This window comes from Curtobacterium sp. NPDC089185 (genome assembly GCF_040685235.1).
Taxonomy (GTDB): Bacteria; Actinomycetota; Actinomycetes; order Actinomycetales; family Microbacteriaceae; genus Curtobacterium; species Curtobacterium citri.
Genome location: NZ_JBFBHK010000014.1, coordinates 22090 through 38001 on the forward strand (window position 1 = coordinate 22090; position 15912 = coordinate 38001).

General features: G+C 70.3%; 17 protein-coding genes and 1 pseudogene. 8 read left to right on the forward strand and 10 right to left on the reverse strand.

From position 1 onward, the window contains the following. Positions 1 to 26 precede the first annotated feature (26 nt). The 6 genes from AB0N84_RS13260 to AB0N84_RS13285 all read left to right on the forward strand — a co-directional run bounded on the left by AB0N84_RS13260 (position 27) and on the right by AB0N84_RS13285 (position 4725). Positions 27 to 893 (forward strand): MTAP family purine nucleoside phosphorylase, encoded by an 867-nt coding sequence (locus AB0N84_RS13260; protein ID WP_363547048.1) that lies wholly within the window; start codon positions 27 to 29, stop codon positions 891 to 893. Then, the gene (locus tag AB0N84_RS13265; protein ID WP_363547051.1) at positions 890 to 1963 is read left to right on the forward strand and encodes an NAD-dependent epimerase/dehydratase family protein; all 1074 of its coding nucleotides are present in this window, start codon (positions 890 to 892) and stop codon (positions 1961 to 1963) included. Before AB0N84_RS13260 ends, AB0N84_RS13265 begins: the two co-directional genes overlap by 4 nt. A 349-nt stretch (positions 1964 to 2312) precedes the next feature. Next, positions 2313 to 3053: a glycosyltransferase family 2 protein gene (locus AB0N84_RS13270; protein ID WP_289459374.1), complete on the forward strand. Its 741-nt coding sequence runs from the start codon at positions 2313 to 2315 to the stop codon at positions 3051 to 3053. Further along, positions 3050 to 3700: a DUF2064 domain-containing protein gene (locus AB0N84_RS13275; protein WP_363547054.1), complete on the forward strand. Its 651-nt coding sequence runs from the start codon at positions 3050 to 3052 to the stop codon at positions 3698 to 3700. Before AB0N84_RS13270 ends, AB0N84_RS13275 begins: the two co-directional genes overlap by 4 nt. Next, complete coding sequence (locus AB0N84_RS13280) at positions 3697 to 4359, forward strand: methyltransferase domain-containing protein (protein WP_363547056.1); 663 nt, start codon at positions 3697 to 3699, stop codon at positions 4357 to 4359. Before AB0N84_RS13275 ends, AB0N84_RS13280 begins: the two co-directional genes overlap by 4 nt. Before the next feature lie 120 nt (positions 4360 to 4479). Continuing rightward, positions 4480 to 4725, forward strand: coding sequence for a hypothetical protein (locus AB0N84_RS13285; RefSeq protein ID WP_363547059.1), 246 nt, complete (start codon positions 4480 to 4482; stop codon positions 4723 to 4725). A 99-nt stretch (positions 4726 to 4824) separates the two neighbouring features. Here the strand turns inward: AB0N84_RS13285 and AB0N84_RS13290 are convergent, their stop codons facing one another. From AB0N84_RS13290 to AB0N84_RS13335, 10 genes and pseudogenes are all read right to left on the reverse strand, one after another. Next, positions 4825 to 5241: a hypothetical protein gene (locus tag AB0N84_RS13290; RefSeq protein WP_363547062.1), complete on the reverse strand. Its 417-nt coding sequence runs from the start codon at positions 5239 to 5241 to the stop codon at positions 4825 to 4827. Between the two features lie 388 nt (positions 5242 to 5629). Beyond that, complete coding sequence (locus tag AB0N84_RS13295; RefSeq protein WP_363547065.1) at positions 5630 to 5944, reverse strand: hypothetical protein; 315 nt, start codon at positions 5942 to 5944, stop codon at positions 5630 to 5632. A 279-nt stretch (positions 5945 to 6223) separates the two neighbouring features. Next, positions 6224 to 6826 carry a contact-dependent growth inhibition system immunity protein gene (locus AB0N84_RS13300; RefSeq protein ID WP_363547068.1) on the reverse strand — a complete coding sequence of 201 codons (603 nt, stop codon included), beginning with the start codon at positions 6824 to 6826 and terminating at the stop codon, positions 6224 to 6226. After that, positions 6826 to 7197, reverse strand: a complete 372-nt coding sequence (locus AB0N84_RS13305; protein WP_363547071.1) for a hypothetical protein — start codon at positions 7195 to 7197, stop codon at positions 6826 to 6828. The genes AB0N84_RS13300 and AB0N84_RS13305 overlap by 1 nt, the downstream gene beginning before the upstream one ends. Next, positions 7190 to 7330 carry a hypothetical protein gene (locus AB0N84_RS13310; RefSeq protein WP_353063199.1) on the reverse strand — a complete coding sequence of 47 codons (141 nt, stop codon included), beginning with the start codon at positions 7328 to 7330 and terminating at the stop codon, positions 7190 to 7192. Before AB0N84_RS13310 ends, AB0N84_RS13305 begins: the two co-directional genes overlap by 8 nt. A gap of 209 nt (positions 7331 to 7539) precedes the next feature. Further along, positions 7540 to 8076 (reverse strand): annotated as a pseudogene (locus AB0N84_RS13315) (contact-dependent growth inhibition system immunity protein); the annotation flags it as partial. Beyond that, positions 8054 to 8395, reverse strand: a complete 342-nt coding sequence (locus AB0N84_RS13320) for a hypothetical protein (protein WP_182048069.1) — start codon at positions 8393 to 8395, stop codon at positions 8054 to 8056. The gene AB0N84_RS13320 and the pseudogene AB0N84_RS13315, both read right to left, overlap by 23 nt. Then, entirely contained in the window at positions 8388 to 10178 is a 1791-nt protein-coding gene (locus AB0N84_RS13325; RefSeq protein WP_363547075.1) for an RNase A-like domain-containing protein, read from the reverse strand. Before AB0N84_RS13325 ends, AB0N84_RS13320 begins: the two co-directional genes overlap by 8 nt. Next, positions 10175 to 10537, reverse strand: coding sequence for a DUF6507 family protein (locus AB0N84_RS13330; protein WP_289459379.1), 363 nt, complete (start codon positions 10535 to 10537; stop codon positions 10175 to 10177). The genes AB0N84_RS13325 and AB0N84_RS13330 overlap by 4 nt, the downstream gene beginning before the upstream one ends. Further along, positions 10534 to 11421 (reverse strand): DUF6177 family protein, encoded by an 888-nt coding sequence (locus AB0N84_RS13335; RefSeq protein WP_289459380.1) that lies wholly within the window; start codon positions 11419 to 11421, stop codon positions 10534 to 10536. The genes AB0N84_RS13330 and AB0N84_RS13335 overlap by 4 nt, the downstream gene beginning before the upstream one ends. Before the next feature lie 77 nt (positions 11422 to 11498). Between AB0N84_RS13335 and pgm the strand changes: the two genes are divergently transcribed. Next, on the forward strand, positions 11499 to 13118 hold the full coding sequence (gene pgm / locus AB0N84_RS13340) for a phosphoglucomutase (alpha-D-glucose-1,6-bisphosphate-dependent) (RefSeq protein ID WP_363547080.1): 1620 nt from the start codon (positions 11499 to 11501) through the stop codon (positions 13116 to 13118). 203 nt (positions 13119 to 13321) lie between these two features. Further along, on the forward strand, positions 13322 to 15850 hold the full coding sequence (locus AB0N84_RS13345; protein WP_363547083.1) for a DHA2 family efflux MFS transporter permease subunit: 2529 nt from the start codon (positions 13322 to 13324) through the stop codon (positions 15848 to 15850). Positions 15851 to 15912: the final 62 nt, after the last annotated feature.

A 15912-nucleotide genomic window follows, 5' to 3' on the forward strand; every position in this document is an offset into this window, starting at 1 on the left:
ATCCTGAAGGACCTGTGGAGGACCACGTGACCACGACCGAACCGCCCGTGGACGGAACGACCGCTCGCATCGGGGTGATCGGGGGCTCCGGCCTCTACCGCCTCTTCGAGGAGGGCACGGCCGACGAGATCGACGTCGCGACCCCGTTCGGTCCGACCTCCAGCCCGATCACGGTCGGCACGATGTCGGGCAAGCGCGTCGCGTTCCTCACCCGGCACGGCCGCGAGCACTCGGTCGCGCCGCACCTGATCAACCACCGTGCGAACGTCTGGGCGCTCCGCTCGCTCGGCGTCCGTGCGATCGTCTCGTCGAGCGCCGTGGGCGGCCTGCACCCGGACTACGCGCCGGGCACGTTCGTCGTGACGGACCAGCTGATCGACCGCACGTGGGGTCGCGCCGACACCTTCTTCGAGGACCAGGTGCAGCACCTGTCATTCGCGGACCCGTTCGACCCGGTGCTCCGCCGCGCCGCGATCGACGCCATCGCCGCGCTCGACGTGCCGTTCCGTCCGACCGGCACGTGCGTCGTGATCCAGGGTCCGCGCTTCTCGACCCGCGCCGAGTCGGTGTGGATGCGCGAGGCCGGCGGCCACACGATCAACATGACGATGACGCCCGAGGTCCCGCTCGCAGCGGAGCTCGGCATCGGCACCGTCAACCTGTCGTACGTCACCGACGCCGACGCCGGCCTGGCACCCAGCGCGGACGAGACCACGGCCGCCGAGGCCCCGGTCACCCACGCCGCCGTCATGGAGCGCCTGGCCCGCGCCAACGAGGTCATCGTCCGCGCCATCGGCGACGTCGTCGCCGCACTGCCCGACGACTGGACGCCCCGCGAGCTCGTGCCCTCGGAGGCCAGCGAGAGCGTGCTCCGCAAGGCGGTCGGCGCATGAGCCGCCTGCTCGTCACCGGCGGCGCCGGCTTCATCGGCTCCGCGGTCGTCCGCCGCGCCCTCGCCGAGGGGCACGAGGTCCGCATCCTCGACTCGCTGCGCGACGACGTGCACGGCGACCCCGGCGAGGTCCTCCGCGCCCACGAGCAGCAGGGTCTGTCCTTCGTCCACGGCGACGTCCGCGATCGCGTCGCCCTCGAGGCCGCGCTCGACGGCGTCGACGTCGTCTGCCACCAGGCGGCGAAGGTCGGCCTCGGGGTCGACTTCCAGGACGCCCCCGACTACGTCTCGTCGAACGACGCCGGTACCGCCCACGTCCTGGCGGGCATGGACCGGCACGGCATCGGCCGGCTCGTGGTCGCGAGCTCGATGGTGGTCTACGGCGAGGGCGCGTACGAGACCGCCGACGGCGAACCGGTGCGACCGCCGGCCCGTCGCCGCGAGGACCTCGACGCCGGCCGCTTCGACCCGATCGGCCCCGACGGGCGGGCGCTCGTCCCGGGCCTCATCGACGAGTCGGCCGCGCTCGACCCCCGCAACGTGTACGCGCAGACGAAGGTCGCGCAGGAACACCTGGCGTCGTCGTGGGCGCGCGCGACCGGCGGTACCGCGATCGCCCTGCGCTACCACAACGTGTACGGCCCGGGCATGCCGTCGAACACCCCGTACGCCGGGGTCGCCTCGCTGTTCCGCTCGGCGCTGGCCCGCGGCGAGGCACCCCGGGTCTTCGAGGACGGCCGGCAGCGGCGCGACTTCGTGCACGTCGACGACGTCGCCGGAGCGAACGCGGCATCGATCGCCGCGACCGCCGAACTGCCCGCCGAGACCTTCCGCGCCTACAACGTCGGCTCGGGTGTCGTGCACACGATCGGCGACATGGCGTCGGCGATCGCCGGACCGGACGGGCCGCAGCCCGTCGTCACCGGTGAGTACCGGCTCGGCGACGTCCGCCACGTGACGGCGTCGTCGGACCGCATCCGCGCCGAGCTCGGGTGGCAGGCACAGGTGGACTTCGAGCAGGGCATGCGCGCGTTCGCGACCGCCCCGCTCCGCGCCGCCGTCCAGCGCTGACGGCGCCGACGCGGCCGGGGCACTCCCGGCCGCGTCCGCGCGGCCGGCTGCGTGCTGAGACTCGGCACAGCCTGCGCGAGCCGCCACGATCCCGCCAGGACCGGCCACCCGACCGGGTGCGCCGTCGTGCGGAGGCGATCCGGGCCTCCCGGCTGTCCCCCGGAAGCGGGACACGGCATCCACTGGGCGCACGGAGTGACCGGCGGGGGACGGCTAACCTGTACCCCGGGCTGTGTCTTCGTGTTACGTCGAGTACATGGACCGCCCGCCCTCCGACGACCACGACCCCGCCGCCGCCGAGGCGAGCGGGACCGACGCGGGCACCCGTCGATCCGACGGACCGCACCGAATGGACACCATGACCGTCGACGTGATCCTGCCCTGCCTCGACGAGGCGGACGCGCTCCCCCGCGTCATCGGGCGCCTGCCCGAGGGGTACCGCGCCATCGTGGTCGACAACGGCTCGACCGACGGCTCCGCCGACGTGGCGCGCGCGCACGGCGCGACCGTCGTCACCGAACCGGTCAAGGGCTTCGGCTCGGCGTGCGCCGCCGGCGTCGCCGCCGCGACCGCCGAGTACGTCGCGTTCTGCGACGCCGACGCCTCGATGGACCCCGCCGAGCTGCCGGCCCTCGTGGCGCGCGTCGCCGACGGCCGCACCGACCTCGCGCTCGGTCGGCGCGTCCCGACCACGCGTGGTGCCTGGGCGCCGCACGCCCGCTTCGCGAACCGCGTGCTCGCCGTGCTCATGCGCCGCGCCACCGGCTACCGGCTCCGCGACCTCGGCCCGATGCGCGTCATGCGCCGCGCCGACCTCGTCGCGCTCGACCTGCAGGACCGTCGGAGCGGCTACCCGCTCGAGATGGTGCTGGCCGCGCACGCCGCCGGCTGGCGGGTCGACGAGTCCGACATCGGGTACGCCCAGCGCGTCGGTGACAGCAAGGTCACCGGCACGCTCCGCGGCACGGTCAACGCCGTCCGCGACATGTCCCGTCTGCTGCGCCAGTACGGACGGGAGGCACGGCCCCGCGTCGTGGCGCCCGGTCCCGCCCGCGACGTGGCCGGGTCCTCGGAAGGAGCACGTTCATGACGGACGTCACGGTGGTCGTCGTGGCAAAGGAGTGCCTGCCAGGCAAGGTCAAGACCCGGCTCACGCCGGCCCTGACGCCGGAGGGTGCCGCGCGCGTCGCGTCGGCCGCACTCGCCGACACGATCGCGACGGTGCGGGCCCTCCCGGCGTCGCGGCGCGTCCTGCTCTACGACGGCGTCGTCCTGCCCGAGGGCACCGACGACTTCGACGTGCTGCACCAGGTGGGCGGCGGTCTCGACGAGCGCCTCGGTGCGATGTTCGACGCGATGACCGGCCCGACACTGCTGGTCGGCATGGACACCCCGCAGGCGACGCCCGAGCACCTCGCCCGGGTGTTCGACGACCCGGACCGCGACGCCTGGTTCGGCCCGGCCGACGACGGCGGCTTCTGGTCGCTCTACCTGCGCGAGCCCGACGGCGCCCTGCTCCGCGGCGTCCCGATGTCGCAGGACGACACCGGTGCCGTGCAGCTCGCCCGCCTGACCGACGCCGGCCTGTCGGTCGGCACGCTGCCCGGCCTCCTCGACGTCGACACCGTCGCGGACGCCGAGCAGGTGGCCGCCCTCGCGCCGGACTCCCGCTTCGCCGCGGCCTTCCGCGCCGAGGCACCCACCACCCTGACCACGACGACCGGAGGCGCCCGATGACGATGCACGACACCATCACGTTCGGCGCAGGTGGCGGCGAGCCCTACGCCCGCGCCCTGCGCACCGACGGCCGCCTGCGACTGACCGACCCCGAGCGCCCCGACGTCGAGGTCACGATGGACGTCGGTCGCTGGAGCGCCGCGGCCGACCGGGTCGACCGCTCACTGCTCGACGGCGCGGACGGACCCGTCATCGACATCGGCTGCGGCCCGGGGCGGATGCTCGTCGCGGCGCAGGCCCTCGGCATCCCGGCGCTCGGCGTCGACGTGTCGGACGAGGCCGTCGCCATCGCACGACGCTCCGGCGGCACCGCCGTGCAGGGGTCGGTCTTCGACCCGATCCCGGACGAGGGCCGGTGGGACACCGCACTGGTGATCGACGGCAACATCGGCATCGGCGGCGACCCCGTCGCACTGCTCGCCCGCTGCGCGGAGATCGTCCGCGACGGCGGTCGCGTCGTCGTCGAGACCCACGTCGACCGCTCCGCCGACCGGACGTTCACCGCGCACGTGGCGGACGGCGACGGCAACCGCAGCGAGGGCTTCCCCTGGGCCGAGGTGGGCGTCGACGCGCTGCTCGAGCACGCGGCGACGGCGGGACTGCAGGCCCGCCAGAGCTGGACGGCCGAGGGTCGGACGTTCTGCGAGCTCGTCGCGTGATGCGGCCCTGTTGTCTTGCATCGTTCAAGACAACGGGGTAGCGTGGTCGTCATCAGCCGACGGCGTCCTGGTCGTCGGTCCGACGGTCGGTGACCCGCGGCACGACGACGAGGAGCACCCGTGCAGAACCGACAGAACCCCCTCGGCGGCGCCTACGTCTCCGGTCTCGAGCAGCGTGACGAGCTCGGTGCCTACGCGGTCGAGGCCGCCTGGCGCCCCGTCGGCAGCTACACCGGCACCGGCATCGGCCGCACCGTCGGGCGCTTCGTGGACACGCAGTTCCGGCGTCCGAGCACGTCGACAGCCTCGACGCGGACCGTGACCGGGTCGCTGCGCACGGCGACCGGGTCGTTCCGGACCGCCTGAGCCGCCACTCCCCCAGACCGCGAGCGGTCGCCCACCCCGGAACGTCCCCCCACGTCCCCGGTGCGGGCGGCCGCTCGCTCTGTGCTCACCGGTCTGCACTCACCGGTCGAGTCGTGGCCCCCGTGGGTCATGCTCCGTCACCGGATGCTGGATGAGCAGCGGCGACCACTCGTCAGGATGACGCTGTGCCCACTCGAGTGCGCGCAGGAACCGAGCCTGCGTGGACGGTGCGCAACCCCAGAGCCATCCCGACGGCTCGTCGTTGTACGGGAACTCCCACATGAGGAGCCGATGGGTGACCGCTTCGCCGAGGTCGACGTGACGGAGGATGACCCGATCTCCGCACGGGCCCTCCTGTCGATCGTGGTCCTCCCACTCGAGCCCCGCGTCGTCGAGCGCGTCCGCGAACGCCTCGCACGTCGGAACCCCTGGCGCGTCCTCGTGAGCAACCTTGTCGAGGTGAGCGAAGAGTTCCCTCCGCAATGCCGCGAGCTGCTGCCAGGAATCGGAGGTCACGAGCGCCTCGACTCCTGCCGGGAGGGAGACCCGAAGCGATCGTCCTTGTCCGCTGTGCGGCGTCCCGCAGCTGGGTCGGCTGTGCACGCATCGGCGTCGTGTGTGCTGATCCGTCGGCCGAGACGGTCGACCCAGGCGAAAGCGCTCACCTGCGCATCGACCTCCGGTCGGAAGCCACTACCCATCGATTCCAACAAGTCCACCACGTCGGTTTCCGAACACCTCTGCCGAATCTCGAGAAGCTTGGTCAGGAGCGCGCGGCGAGTTGCCGGAGGATCATCAAGAGCTTCGGTCAAGAGCTCGTCGACGGAGGACCACTAATCTTTCCAGTCTTGGTTGAAGGCGCCGCCCATGAGTGCGTCGAAGGCGGGGTACTGGTCTGACGCTTTCAAGGGAACCACTTCTTCTCGATTTGCGGCGTTCGCCCGCCGAGGGATCGTCCCACGATGTGATCAGAAACCACCCGAACGGCTTCGAGATCCTGCGGCACCCCGAACGGGTTTCCCCGACCTGTCACACCACCGGTCGTTGCATGGATCCGCAGCGGGCGCGGGGTGCCGCTGGCGACCCATCGTCTGATCCGCTCGTGATTGAAGTCGAGCGCGTAGGCGACCACCTCGTTCGCTCGCTCGACGTTCCCGGTGTCCGGGTTGATGATGTGTCGCGATGCAACATGCCCACCGGCTGCATCGATCCCCTGCACGCCGCCCGTCCTGACGAATGAGTCAAGATCAAATCTCGGGCCGAGAAGACCGGACTCCGGGTGCGCCGCTTTGTACGCACCGACCTCCTCATCGAACAGCTGCGTTCCCGGGCCGGAAGCGCAGGCGCAACGGCTTCACCAACCCACGGTTCGTCCACGCTTCGAACCGTGCTTCCGCAGCGCTGATCGCGGCGTCCGGGTACGAGCGCATTGTTCGTGCATCGATGGAGAACCGAGCTGATCCTGTGCGGAGCGTCCGTCGGCGGATCACGTCGTCGGTCATCCCGCTCCGCCGTTGCTGAGTTGTCGTTCGACCCGAGCCGCCACGTTGCGCAACCACGCTCGGTCGTCGAGTCCGTCGTCCGCCGGCACGTAGTTGCAGTCTAGTTCAGTCAGGCGTCCATCGAGTGCCGACTCGTCCGGGAGGATCTGGTCCAGGTCGCGGACGTCTTCGAGGAGCGCACGCTGTTCGTCGGAGGAGGTGTGAGCAAGGTGGTCCTCGAGCGCTGCATCCGCCGAGTACGGCTCGTCCGCCCAGTCCTGATGGAAGTAGGTCCCGACGAAGTCATCGAACCCGTGGAAGTTGCGCGCCGTGATGCTCGCGACCGCGGGGTACGCCGTGAACACCGTGTAGCCCGAGGGACTGTCCGCCGATCGGACGAGCACGGCGCGCACGGCTTCGAGGTCCTGCGGCTCCACGAAGGGGTTCCCCCGGCCGGTCACGCCGCCGGGGACGGCGTACACCCGCAGCGGGCGTGAAGCACCCTCCGCGACCCAACGCCTGATGCGTTCGTGGTTGAAGTCGAGCGCGTAGGCCACCGCTTCGTTCGCGCGCTCCACGCTCGGGAAGTAGGACCCACCCGTCCGTACAGTGCGTGCCATCAGAGGACCTCACCGGTCTGCCCACCCTCGACCGGATCGCCATTTCGGACATTGCGGGCAGCACGGTCTCGAAGTCCGATGAGCCAGGTACGGGAGGTTTGGCCAGTCTCGGCGAGGGGATCGAGGCCCGAATCGATGTACGTGAAGAAGTCGTCAACCGACGAGTCGGTCCCCAGCACGTTCAAGAGGTAGTCGAGCTCTGTTTGCAGCACCTCGTTGTCGCGCAGCGGAGCATCATCGAGGTCCTGCACGAGGACCGATTCCGCATCTGGCCAATCGAGCTGCCAATCGAGGTTGAATTCCACGCCGAGCAACGAGGTCGTTCTCGGAGCGCGACGGATCACCTCACGGTAGAAGTCTTCGTCATCCATTGATCGTCTCTCGCGGGTAACTAGTCAGGATCGAGTATGGGGGGTCTCCGCTGGGTTCGAACTTCAGGACAACCCGCACAACGGACGCATCTTGGATCGGCGGTGTACGCCCCTCGACGAATCTCCGGCCGATGACCTGATCTGCTGGCCAGCGGACGGCCCCGTCATCGACATCGGCTGCGGCCCGGGGCGGATGCTCGTCGCGGCCCAGGCCCTCGGCATCCCGGCGCTCGGCGTCGACGTGTCGGACGAGGCCGTCGCCATCGCACGACGTTCCGGCGGCACCGTCGTGCGGGGGTCGGTCTTCGACCCGATCCGGCCCCCGAGCGCTGCCTCGTCCGGGAGGATTCCGTCCAGGTCACGGACGTCCTCGAGCAACTCGCTGAGCGCGTCGGGCGAAGAGCTCGCGAGGTGGTCCTCGAGCGCTTGCTCCGCCGAGTACGGCTCCTCCGTCCAGTCCTGGTGGAAGTAGGTACCGACGAAAGCGTCGAAGCCGTGGAAGTTCCGCGCCGTGATGCTCGCCACAGCGGGGTACGCCGTCAACACGAAGTACCCCGAGGGATCGTCCGAGGTTCCGACCAGGACGACGCGGACGGCTTCGAGGTCCTGCGGTTCCCGGAAGGGCTTCCCCCGCCCGGTGAACCCGCCCGGGACTGCGTAGATCCGCAGCGGTCGACTGGCACCGTTCGCCACCCAATTCCTGATCCGCTCGTGATTGGCGTCGAGCGCGTAGGCCACGGCGTCATCTGCTCGATCGACACTCGGGAAGTAGGACACCCCGGTCCGCGCCGTGTGGTCCGTCATGCTTCCCCTTCCACCTCGATGGCGATGCAACCGGGCTTCCCTGGCTTCCTCATCACTCTGCTTTCGATCGAACATTCCGTGCTGCCCGGTCCCGGAGTTCGAGCATCCACGACCGCGCTGACTGTCCGAGGTCGACCCGCGGCGAGAGGCCCGTACCCACGAACTTGAAGAAACCGTCGACGTCACTGTCGGTCGGCAGCTCCTGCAACAGGAAGTTCAGTTCGTCGCGGTACTGGAGGTTCTCGGCCCGCGATACCTCATCGAGGTCGCTGACGAGCACGGACTCGACATCCGGCCAATCGAGGTCCCAGTCGTAGTTGAACTCAGCCGCCAAGAGCGATCTGAAGCCCGGAGCGCGAGCCGCCACGCTCCGGTAGTACTCGTGCTTATCCATTCAGGTCCTCTCGCGGGTACGTTGTGACGATCGAGTACGGGGGATGGCCGTCCGGGAAGAACTTCAACACCACCCGCACAACGGACGCATCGCGCATCGGCAGTACCCCATCCGGGTCGAAGTAGCGACCGACCACGGTGTCGGACGGCCACTCGAACTCTTGGGTGGGCTTCCCGATCGAGCCGTTTCGTTTCGCCGCGATCCACTCCTGGATGGCCTCGTGGTTGGCGTCGAGCGTCGAGGCGATCATCTCGTCGACCTTCCGCACCGGGAGCGAGTAGGCGCTGTTCTCCTTTTCGCCCTTGAATCGGGATCGTACGAAGTCGTCGAAGGCTTCCTTGTTCAGCACCGACGGTGGAACGTGCCACTTGATCGCATGCCCACCGTGATCTTCGGCGTACTGCAAACCCCCGCGCTCGATGAAGATCGACGATTCGACGCCGTGCGGGATCGCATCGGCATCGTTCAGCCGGTGGTAGTCCGGATGCTCCAACTCGAACCGGTTCAACTCGTCGCGGAAGAAGCTCGCGAAGGAGTCATCGCCCACGCCTGAGGCAGGCGAGTACCCGGCCGTACGTGACCACTTCGCGTACTCACGGTCGACGAGGTCGGCGAGTGCGTCGATGTTTGCCTGCGAGGCTCCACCCTTCACCCACGAGCGGACGTCGGCTTCCATGCCGCGAAGACCAAGCTTCCCCAGCCCCGACGCGAGTTCCTCCGCTCGGCCGGCTCGACCAGCCCATCCCTCGGGCCCGATGAAGCTCGTCCCGACCGCCGAAGCAGCCGCGCCGGCTGCGACCGCGGGGTGCTCCTGCGCGTCCTCCCACCAACGCTCGACGCCGTCACCAAACGCGCCGAGGGTCTGCCCCGCCTGCCCCTCGGGATCGGCCGCGGCATCAAGCCAGGCGAGCGGGTCGACGAGCATGCCGAAGGCCACGAGACCGTCGCCCATGCTCTTCCACGCCGAGCCAGCGTTCCCCCAGCTCCACTCTCCGCTGTCGTCCCAGCCGCCGAGGTGGAGGAGTCCTCCGAGCGTCTTCAGCAGGTCGTCGGTGAAGCCCTCCTCGAACTGCTCGGCCCACGTCTTGCCCTCGGCGGTCCCGACCCGCGACCAGGGCAGGTCCACCCCGCGAGCGTCGAGGTCGCTCCTCGACGGCGCCTGGAAGGCGTGCTTCACCGACGCACCCGACGCCTTCTTGATCGCGAGGGCACACTCCGCCTGTGCTGCCTGGAGCAACGCGACCTGTTCGTTGACACGCCGGATCAGCTGGTCGTTCTCGGCGCGTGTCGCGATGTCCTCGTACCAGGGCACCGTCTTCGACTCCGGCTCCTGTTCCACGGCCTGGTAGCCGTTCCACGATCCGGAGACCGGAGCCGGTTGCTTCGGCGTGAAGGCTGATTCGAACCTCGGTACCCCGTGCCGCACCCGCGCGACGAAGGCCTCGGCCTCGACGCGGAGGGCGTCGAGTTCCCGCTTCGGCGCAGCGGCAGTGGACGCGTACGTGTCCAGCGCCGAAGCGACCCTCCGGGCGACACCGCCGATCGTGTGCACGTCGTCCGTCACCGGATCCATGAGGGCGAACACCTGATCCGACTCGGGTGACTCGTAGACACCGCTCAGACGCTGCCACTTCGACGGGAGGTCGTCGGCGACGGTCTCCATCGAGTCCGCTCCGCTTCGGATCGTCGCGGCCCCCGTCGAGACGGCATCGAGCTGCAGATCCGCCCCGGGGATGGCGTCCGGCGCGATCAGGCCGTGGTCCCCGTACGCGACTCCACTCACCGTCGCTCCTCCGCCGCGCGGATGAACAGCGAGAGGTCGTGACCCTCGTGGGCGCGCACGCCAGCACGTTGTGCGTTCGCCGCCATGTCGAGGTCGCCCGCGCGGTAGGCGTCGACGGCGTTCGTCACGCCCTGCACCCCGCCGATCAGCCGGTAGGTCACCTGATCGACGTCGTCCTGCGTTTCCTCGACGAAGGCCCCGAGCGCCTCGTTCACCACGTCCCCGGCACCCGCCGCGACCTCGGCGACCCCGCTCTGGACCGCCCGGAGCGCCGACGCGGTCCCGTTGACCGACTCGCGGACCTCGGACAGGACGGACGCGACCCCTGCCGGGTCGATCCGCCACCCCTGTGTACTCATCGTTCTCCCCCCACCCGCGTGCCATGTTCACCGGAACCACCCTCCGCCCGCAAGTCCGATGCGTGCGCGGCGCGAGAGCGGCGTTCCTGCAAGCGCTCGACCAGCACCGCTGCAGCGGCCCAGCGTTCGCGCTCGCTGCCCGGGAACCACGAGACGACACCACGCTCGCTGCCGACCACGAGGACACGGTGCGGCAACCCCGCGGTGTCTGCGGCCGCCTCGTGTGCTCGAGCGGCCCGCCCAGCGGAGTACACGCCGAACGGTGCGGGAGGGCCAGCCACCGAGGTGTCCACCACGCCGTCGGTCCTGCCGCGGCTGAGTGCGAACCGCGCCGAGCGCGCGTGGTGACCGTGCATGACGGACCGGAGACCCGCCTCCAGTCCGGCGTGCAGCGCACTGTCGCCTCCAGGCGGCACTGCGATCGTGCAGCGCAGCGTCTCGAGCACGACATCGGCAGCGCGCTGCACGACGAGGACACCGCCGAGCACGGGCCGCTCCCTCGTCGTCACGACGAACAGCGCGTCCTGCGGCGAGCGCCGCTCCGCCGCGAGGGTCAGGCGGTCGGGCGTGATGGCCTCACCGTTCTCGACCAGGGCGAACCGCGGTACTGCACCGAACGCGTGCCCGACGAACCGGGAGGACGCGACACCGAGCAGGATGCCCGGAGCCGGGTCGTGCTCGATCACGAGGTCGACGTGCAGACGCCGACCGAGCTGCGGAGCGGTCGAGTGCGCCGCCTCCGGGGCCCACCGGAAGCCGCGTTCGGCGAGCAGGTGCAGCGCCGCCCACGAAACCGTCGTCCCTGCTGTCGTGTGCAGTACGGCGCCGTCCTCCTGCTGCACGGCTGCCGACAGCTCGGCACCCGCGCGGACCGTCTCCCCCATCCTCCGACCGTAGCGCCGTCCGGTGCCGCCCCGCGATGCCGCGACACACACAAGGGGCCGAGTGCCAGGATGGGCCCATGAACGACCGCGCCGGCACCCCCGCGACCGCAGACGACCTCGTCGACCTCGACGCCCTCCTGGCGGCCTACCACGAGCGCGTCCCCGACGTGTCGATCCCCGAGCAGAAGGTGGTGTTCGGCACCTCCGGCCACCGGGGTTCCTCGCTGGACACCGCGTTCAACGACACGCACATCGCCGCGATCACGCAGGCGATCATCGAGTACCGCACCGAGCAGGGCACCGACGGCCCGCTGTTCATCGGCCGCGACACCCACGCGCTCTCCGCCCCCGCCGAGCAGACCGCACTGCAGGTCCTCGCGGCGAACGGCGTCCGGGTGCTCGCCGACGCCGAGGACGGCTACGTGCCGACCCCGGCGCTCAGCCACGCCATCATCAAGTACAACCGCGAGGAGCACGGCGACACCGCCGACGGCATCGTCATCACGCCGAGCCACAACCCCCCGCGTGACGGCGGCTTCAAGTACAACCCGCCGCACGGCGGCCCGGCCGACAGCGACGCCACGTCGTGGATCGCCGACCGCGCGAACGCGATCATCGCCGGTGGCAACGCCGACGTCCGCCGCCAGGACGAGACGTCCGCCGAGGGGTACGACTACCTCGGCTCGTACGTGTCGGACCTCGAGGACATCATCGACATCGACGCGATCAAGCGCGCCGGGGTGAAGATCGGCGCCGACCCGCTCGGCGGCGCCTCGCTGCCGTACTGGGAGCGCATCCGCGACCACTACGGACTCGACCTGACGGTGGTGAACCCCGACGTCGACCCGACCTGGGCGTTCATGACCCTGGACTGGGACGGCAAGATCCGGATGGACCCGTCGAGCCCCTCGGCGATGGCGTCGGTGCTCGCCCGGAAGGACGACTTCGACGTGCTGACCGGCAACGACGCCGACTCGGACCGCCACGGCATCGTCACCCCCGACGGCGGACTGATGAACCCGAACCACTACCTGGCCGTCGCGATCGAGTACCTGTACGCACACCGGCCGGAGTGGCGCGACGACGCCGCGATCGGCAAGACGCTGGTCTCGTCGAGCATCATCGACCGCGTGGCCGAGTCGCTCGGTCGTCGACTCTGGGAGGTCCCGGTCGGCTTCAAGTGGTTCGTCCCGGGCCTGATCGACGGCTCCGTGGCCTTCGGCGGCGAGGAGTCCGCCGGCGCCTCGTTCCTCCGCAAGGACGGCACGGCGTGGACCACGGACAAGGACGGCATCATCCTGGCGCTGCTGGCGTCCGAGATCGTCGCGGTCACGGGCAAGACCCCGTCGCAGCTGTACGCGGAGCTCACCGAGCGCTTCGGCGCCCCGGTCTACCAGCGCGTGGACGCGGCGGCGAGCAAGGAGCAGAAGGCGCGCCTGTCGAAGCTCGACGGTGACGCCATCACCGCGGACACCCTCGCGGGCGACCCGATCACGGCGAAGCTGTCCAAGGCACCCGGCAACGACGCGGCCGTCGGCGGCGTGAAGGTCGTCACGGACAAGGCGTGGTTCGCCGCCCGCCCGTCCGGCACCGAGGACGTCTACAAGATCTACGCGGAGAGCTTCGTCGGGCAGGAGCACCTGGAGCAGGTCCAGCGCGAGGCCAAGGAGATCGTGGACGCCGCCCTCGGGGCGTAGTCGGTCGTTCCCGGGAGGCGTCGTCGGATCCGTCCGACGGCGCCTCCTGCACATCCGCCCCGGACCCTGCCGATGTCCACAGGAACGCGGTTCCGGGGAACAAACCGTTTGCGCTGGTTGTATTTTTGCAGTGCGCGCAACGAACGTTCCCCCGCGCCCGGGACGGAACGCCTGCGCGAGCACCAGTACGCACGGGAGACCGAATGACCCAGACGGCGACCGCACCAGCGGCCCCCACCACGTCCTCGAACGCGGTGATGAACCACCGACAGATCCTGCTCGTCATCTACGGACTGATGGCCGGCATGTTCCTCGGCGCGCTCGACCAGACGATCGTCGGCACGGCGATCCGCACGATCGGCGACGACCTGCACGGCCTCGACCAGCAGGCGTGGGTGACCACCGGCTACCTCATCGCCTCGACGGTGACGACCCCGATCTACGGCAAGCTCTCCGACATCTTCGGCCGGCGCCCGCTGTTCCTCACGGCGATCGCCATCTTCATCATCGGCTCGCTCCTGGCGTCGTTCTCCTCCTCGATGCTCATGCTCGCCGGCTTCCGCGCCCTGCAGGGCCTCGGCGCCGGTGGTCTCATGTCGCTGCCACTGGCGATCATGGGCGACATGCTCGCCCCCCGCGAGCGCGCGAAGTACCAGGGGTACTTCCTGGCCGTGTTCGGCATCTCCTCGGTGATCGGCCCGCTGGTCGGCGGTCTGTTCGCCGGCGCGTCCCAGATCCTGTTCGTCGACGGCTGGCGCTGGGTGTTCCTCATCAACGTGCCGGTCGGCGTGATCGCGCTGGTCATGGTGACGACGTTCCTGCACCTGCCGAAGTTCGGCGACCGCGGCAAGCCCCGCATCGACTGGTGGGGCGCCACGCTCGTCATCGTCACGCTGGTCCCGCTGCTCCTCATCGCCGAGCAGGGCCGCGACTGGGGTTGGGACTCCCCCGGCGCCATCGCCTGCTACGTCATCGGCGCGCTCGGCCTGATCGGGTTCGTGATCGTCGAACGGGCGATGGGCGACGACGCGATCCTGCCGCTCAAGCTGTTCGGCTCCCGCGTGTTCTCGATGGCCGCGGTGCTCTCCGTGCTCGTCGGCTTCGGCATGTTCGGCGCCATGCTCACGCTCCCGCTCTACCTGCAGATCGTGAAGGGCGTCACCCCGACCGAGTCCGGCTTCAGCATGCTCCCGATGGTGCTCGGCCTCATGATCGCGTCGATCGCGTCCGGCCAGATCATCTCGCGGACCGGGCGGTACCAGGTCTTCCCGATCACCGGCACCGCGTTCACCGCGATCGGCTTCACGGTCCTGACCTTCCTGACCGCCGACAGCCCGCTGTGGTTCCTGATGATCGGCATGTTCGGCATCGGCCTGGGCCTCGGGCAGCTCATGCAGACGCTGACCCTCGCCGCACAGAACTCGGTCTCCCCGCGAGACATCGGCGTCGCGACGAGCGCAGCCACCTTCTTCCGCCAGATCGGCGGCACGATGGGCACCGCGGTGCTCCTCTCGGTGCTGTTCACGCTCATGCCGACGAACATCACCGGCGCGATGCAGAACGAGTCGAACCTCAAGCCCGCGCTCAACGCGGCGCTCACCCCCTCGGTCGCCGGCGCGTCCGAGAACAAGGGCGTCATGGACCAGATCTGGTCGAAGATCGTGGACCCGGTGCAGCAGAACGTGCAGCAGGGTCTCGACAAGGGCGCCGCTGCCGCGAAGCAGGCTGCCGACCAGGCCGTCACCGAGCAGGTCACCGCCCAGGTGCAGCAGCAGGTCGCCGCTGGCACGATCCCGGCCTCGGCAGCCGACTCGGTCATCGCCCAGCAGGTCGCGGCGAACAAGTCCACCGCCGAGCAGCAGGCGCTCGAGACCGCCGCGTCCAAGGCGAACGCCGAGGTCGTCGACGGCACGCTGCAGATCGACTACGCGAACGCCGACCAGCGTCGGGCCGTGGTGGACGAGGTCGCGCCGAAGCTCGTCGACCAGCTGAAGAAGGGCGACACCGCCGCGAGCTCCTCGGCCGGCTCCGCCACGACCGACACGTCGTTCCTGAACGGCGCCGACCCGCGACTGACTCGCCCGTTCCTCGTCGGCTTCAGCAGCTCCGCGGTCGTCGTGTACTGGGTCGGACTCGGCGTCATCCTGCTCGCGTTCGTGCTCACCTGGTTCTTCCGGGTCCCGCCGCTCCGCAAGGTCTCGGCCCTGCAGGAGCAGGCGAACGCCGCGAAGGACGCCGACCAGCTCACGTCCGATGCGCAGCGCGCCGCCGCGAACACCGGCTCGCTCGTCTCGCCCGACACCGGATCGATGCGGACGGTCCCGACCTCGCCGGACGTCGCGGCCCAGCCGCCGCAGGACCGGACGGGAGGCACCACCGCCTCCGCCACGTCGGTCCGGTCCGACGGTGGGACGGTCCAGGGCACGACCGCCACGGCCACGGCGGTGCGGGACGACGACACCCGGGCACCGCTGCCGGGGGCGACGACGCACGGCGCCCACTCCGCGGCCGCGCCGGTGGACGAACCGGCCACCACCACGGGCACGATCCGCACGCACCCCGCCCACGCCGCACCGGAGCACCGCGCCGCGGACGCGACCGCCACCGCCACCGCGACCGCGGCGACCACAGGGGCGACCGGCACTGCGGACCGGACCGACGGGGCGGACGCAGACCGTGCCTCCCGTCCGACCGACGGCGACCACCCGCACGGGCGCCACTCCGCGGAGTAGCCGGGCGGTCCGAACACATCGGCACCCCTCCGAGGCGACACCTCCGACGTCGGACGACGTCG

Bases quoted from the DNA above. Each gene is read 5' to 3' on its own strand.
- AB0N84_RS13265 (WP_363547051.1), top strand. From the start codon at position 890: ATGAGCCGCCTGCTCGTCACCGGCGGCGCCGGCTTCATCGGCTCCGCG.
- AB0N84_RS13270 (WP_289459374.1), top strand. From the start codon at position 2,313: ATGGACACCATGACCGTCGACGTGATCCTGCCCTGCCTCGACGAGGCG.
- AB0N84_RS13275 (WP_363547054.1), top strand. From the start codon at position 3,050: ATGACGGACGTCACGGTGGTCGTCGTGGCAAAGGAGTGCCTGCCAGGC.
- AB0N84_RS13280 (WP_363547056.1), top strand. From the start codon at position 3,697: ATGACGATGCACGACACCATCACGTTCGGCGCAGGTGGCGGCGAGCCC.
- AB0N84_RS13300 (WP_363547068.1), bottom strand. From the start codon at position 6,826: ATGGCACGCACTGTACGGACGGGTGGGTCCTACTTCCCGAGCGTGGAG.
- AB0N84_RS13305 (WP_363547071.1), bottom strand. From the start codon at position 7,197: ATGGATGACGAAGACTTCTACCGTGAGGTGATCCGTCGCGCTCCGAGA.
- AB0N84_RS13320 (WP_182048069.1), bottom strand. From the start codon at position 8,395: ATGGATAAGCACGAGTACTACCGGAGCGTGGCGGCTCGCGCTCCGGGC.
- AB0N84_RS13330 (WP_289459379.1), bottom strand. From the start codon at position 10,537: ATGAGTACACAGGGGTGGCGGATCGACCCGGCAGGGGTCGCGTCCGTC.
- AB0N84_RS13335 (WP_289459380.1), bottom strand. From the start codon at position 11,421: ATGGGGGAGACGGTCCGCGCGGGTGCCGAGCTGTCGGCAGCCGTGCAG.
- pgm (WP_363547080.1), top strand. From the start codon at position 11,499: ATGAACGACCGCGCCGGCACCCCCGCGACCGCAGACGACCTCGTCGAC.
- AB0N84_RS13345 (WP_363547083.1), top strand. From the start codon at position 13,322: ATGACCCAGACGGCGACCGCACCAGCGGCCCCCACCACGTCCTCGAAC.